2 protein-coding genes and 1 pseudogene are annotated in these 4,045 nt (G+C 72.8%); all 3 read right to left on the bottom strand.

What is annotated here, in order from left to right:
* Positions 1 to 191: pseudogene (locus ACOJUF_RS13935) on the bottom strand (hypothetical protein); the annotation flags it as partial.
* 155 nt (positions 192 to 346) lie between these two features.
* Positions 347 to 1,651, bottom strand: coding sequence for a sugar transferase (locus tag ACOJUF_RS13930; RefSeq protein WP_420122431.1), 1,305 nt, complete (start codon positions 1,649 to 1,651; stop codon positions 347 to 349).
* Positions 1,652 to 1,873: 222 nt separating this feature from the next.
* Positions 1,874 to 4,045, bottom strand: a 2,172-nt coding sequence (locus ACOJUF_RS13925) for an O-antigen ligase family protein (RefSeq protein ID WP_420122430.1), incomplete at its 5' end; no start/stop codon positions are given.

The raw sequence follows: 4,045 nt of genomic DNA, 5'->3' as shown, positions 1-4,045 counted from the left end.
CCGCTGCGCCGCAGCGCCGCCGGCTCCGATCCGCCCACCCGACCGGCTGCGGGCACGGCCCGGTCCACCGGTCCCGGCCCGGCGAACCCACCCGTCCCGGCCGCGCTCGGGCCGGCGGGGGCGGCGAGCTCGGGGGTCGCGCGAGCCGGATCGGGTCCCGGGGATCGCCGGTCGGCCCGCGCCACCCTCATGAGCTGTCCCTTCGGCCGATCGGGCCACCGCGGCCCGGGGTGGACGAGCCCACCGCATCGCGGATGCTCCGCACCAAGGCTATTCCGATCGGGGCGATGTCACCCGGTCGCAGAGCAGTGATGACGACCATCGTTCGCTGTCGCCCGGCCACGGCTCACCGGCCGCGGGCGAAGACGACCTCGACGAACGTCCGGATGATGATCTTGACGTCGAGCCAGAGCGACCAGTTCTCGATGTAGTAGTTGTCGTACCGGGCGCGGTCGGCGATGGAGGTGTCGCCGCGCAGCCCGCTGACCTGCGCCAGCCCGGTCAACCCGACCTGCACCCGGTGCCGGTAGGCGTAGCGGTCGTACTGCTCGGAGAACTGCTGGACGAAGTGCGGCCGCTCCGGCCGGGGCCCGACGATGCTCATGTCGCCGCGCACGATGTTCCACAGCTGCGGCAGCTCGTCCAGCGACGTCCGGCGCAGGATCCGGCCGACCGGGCTCACCCGGTTGTCGTTGGCGATCGACCAGTTGGTCGCCGACTCGGCACTGTTCGCCGGGCGCATCGACCGGAGCTTGAGGCAGTCGAACAGCTCGCCGTTGCGGCCCACCCGGGGCTGCCGGAAGATCACGCCGGGCCCGCCGTCGATGCGCACGGCCAGCGCGCAGATCGCCAGGATCGGCGAGAGCAGGATCAGCGCCAGGCCGGCCACCAGCACGTCGAACACCCGCTTGACCATCGTCGCCGGCCCGCTCAGCCGGGGCTGGCCGATCCGCATGATCGGGATCGACCCGATGTGGTCCGATCCCCCGGACTCGGTGCGGAACTGGTGCATCCGGGGCACGACCAGCAGGTCGCACTTGGAGCTCGCCGGCGCCCGGACCTCCTCGATCAGCGTGCGTTCCGGGGTCGCCGAGTCGGCCACCACGATCACGTCGACCCGCCGCCGGGTGACCACGAAGTCCAGATCCGAGATGTTGCCCAGCCGCTCGGAGACCGAGCCGGCGGCACAGTCGTCGGTGTCCTCGACGAAGCCGACCACCGAGAGCCCGTACCGCTGGTGCTCCTTGAGGATGCGGATGAGCTCGGCCGCGGTCGGCCCGCCGCCGATGATCACGGTCCGGTGGTGGCTGATCCGCCGCTTGCGGCTGAAGATGATCAGGTACGAGGTGATCATGCGGCCGACGATCACCAGCACGATGGCGATCCCCGCGTTCCGGATGTACTCGGTCACCGGGATCTGGTCCGGCAGCAGCACGACGGCCGTCGCCACGATCGCGGCCGCGGTCAGCAGGCTGGCCAGCAGGCTCGGCAGCTCGTCCAGGACGCTGACGTGCAGCCGGGCGTGGTAGCGGCCCCGGTCGACGATGAAGAACAGGGACAACGCGGCCGTCGCCAGGGCGGCCGCGTACTCCTGCGGCGCCCACAGGATCGGCGTGAGCAGCATCAGGACGTCGACCGGCAGCACGATCATCCAGGCGCGGATCCGCCACAGGAACCGCCGCGTCCGCGACCCGCGCCGTTCCGACGGCTTCGGTTCGGGATCGGTGGCTGTCGCGCCGGTGGACGAGTTCGTCGAGTTGGAGCGCAATGTGGTCATCGATGGCTCACCTGCAATGACGTAGCGAGTGATGGACGGCGGATATGTCGTGTTACGTACACCCGAATGGCTTTAATTATCACTCTATAGGCCTAGTCATCCGGGAGCCATGGCGTCCTCGTCCCGTTCGCGTCCGGCGCTGCCGGCCGCCGGGTCCGCCCGCACCCGGGCCGGGTCCGCCACCGCCGCCGTCCCGCCGCCGGGCCCGTTCGGCGTCGCGCTCGTGCTCGCCGGGACCGCCGGGTCACCGGCCGCCCGCCGCCGGCGACGGGCGGGCAGCCCGGTCATCACCACGCCCAGGACGGCCACCCCGGCGAGTGCGGCCACCACCCACCCCGGCGGCGAGGATGCCGGCTGCGGCTGGGCCGGTTCGCCGGCCAGCAGGTACCCGGCCTGCAGCCCGGCCACCGTCGCCTTGCTCGTCGCCACCGCGGCCCGGGTCAGGTCGGTGGCCACGCCGGCCTCGTCGGCGGTGACCGTGACCACCACCGCCCCGCCCAACCGGGACGGCGCGACGTCGACCGTGGCCCCGGCCGCCGGGGCGCTGCCCGGGAACCGGTCGGCCTGCGCCGCCAGCGCCTCGGGATCGATCGAGCGGTCGAGCACCTCGGCCAGCGTCGGCACGATCAGCCCGCGGCTGACCACGTCCAGCTCGTACGCGGTGGCCCCGCCGACCGCCCCCGACGGCACCACGCCCAGCGTCGTCGTGCTGGTGTAGACGGTGTGGCCGGCGGCCAGCGCACCGGCCGTGCCGGCCAGGCCGAGCACCGCGACCCCGGCCCAGGCGAGCACCGCGGCCCGCCCCGGCCGGCGCGGGACGGGCGGGTCGGCCGGGCCGCCGGCCGCGTCCGCGCCGACGGGAGCGACCGCGCCGACAGGACCGTCCGGGCCGACGGGAGCGACCGGGCCGTCGGCCACGACCGGCCGGTCCGCGGCGGCGAGGGCGGCCCGGCAGCGGACGTCGGCGACCGCGGCCAGCGCGGCGAGCAGCAGCAACGCCCGGAAGTCCGACAGGTGCAGGAACACGCTGGCCAGCAGCCAGCCGACCAGCCCGCCGATGACGCCCAGCGCCAGGAAGCGCAGGGTGTCGTCGCCCAGCCGGGCGGCCCCGATCATTGTGCGCAGTGCGACGAACAGCACGCTGCCGAAGAACAGGGCCCAGCCCAGCAGCAGCAGGACGCCACCGTCGGCGGCCTGCTCGAAGTAGAAGTTGTGGGCGGCGACCACGATGGTGACCGGGTCGTCGAAGTTGGCCAGCCGGTCGTACTGCGGGAACAGGGTGATGTAGCTGCCGATCCCGTTCCCGGTGACCGGCCGGTCCAGGAACATGTGCCAGGCGTCGAGCTGCAGCCGCTTGCGGGTGACGACCGATGGGTCGGCGGTCGTGGTCGAGCCCGAGAGCACGTCGGTCAGCGTGCTCAGCCGGCTGCCGATGCCGCTGAGCGGCACGATCACCAGCAGGGCGAGTGGCAGGTAGAGCAGCGCCCTGCGGTACCGGCCGCCGGCCAGCACGGCCCAGACGATCAGCCCGACGAACAGGGCGATGAACCCGCCGCGGGACTGGGTCAGGTACACCCCGAGCAGCAGGGCCAGGGCCGCGCCGGCCCAGAGCACCCGGTCCCGCCAGCCGCGGCTCATCGCCAGCAGGGACAGCGCCATCGGCGTGAACATGATCAGCAACCGGGCCCAGAAGTTCACGTCCGACGAGGTGCCGGCGTGCCGTGGCGTCAGCGCGCCGCCCTCCTGGACCAGCGGCACCCGGCTGAGCCCGAACAGCGACCCGGAGTTGTGCAGCACGAATTCGTGCACGACGGTCAACCCGGCCAGCGCCGCGAGCACCAGCACCGCGGCGGCCGTGCACGTCTTGAGCGCGTCGGTGGACAGCAGCAGCGCGTAGACGACCAGGAAGTAGAGGAAGTCGCGCGCGTAGGACAGCAGCAGGTCCAGCGAGGCCACCGGATCGGCGGTGGCCACGAAGCTCAGGCAGAACCCGGCGGCCAGCATCATCAGCCCGAGCAGGACCGGGGACCAGGCGAACCGGAACATCCGGCGGCGCACCATCACCAGCACGGCGATCACGGCCAGGCCGAGCTGCGGCTTGTACGGGCTGGTGCCCACCTGGTCGGCGATGACCCCGTTGATGTTCGACACGTCCAGCGCGACCAGCGTCAGCAGGGACACCCGGGGAAACCGGATGGCCAGCACGACGAAGGCCAGCAGCACGACGGCGCCGCCCACCAGCAGCAGGTCCTTCATCGCCGGCCCCGG

The sequence above is a fragment of the Nakamurella sp. genome, from assembly GCF_048594475.1.
Taxonomy (GTDB): Bacteria; Actinomycetota; Actinomycetes; order Mycobacteriales; family Nakamurellaceae; genus Nakamurella.
The sequence above is the reverse complement of the archived record's forward strand: the minus strand, read 5'-3'. Positions and strand labels throughout refer to the sequence as shown.

Coding starts and splice junctions, on each gene's coding strand:
- ACOJUF_RS13930 (WP_420122431.1), bottom strand. CDS start 1,651: ATGATCGTGCTGCCGGTCGACGTCCTGATGCTGCTCACGCCGATCCTG.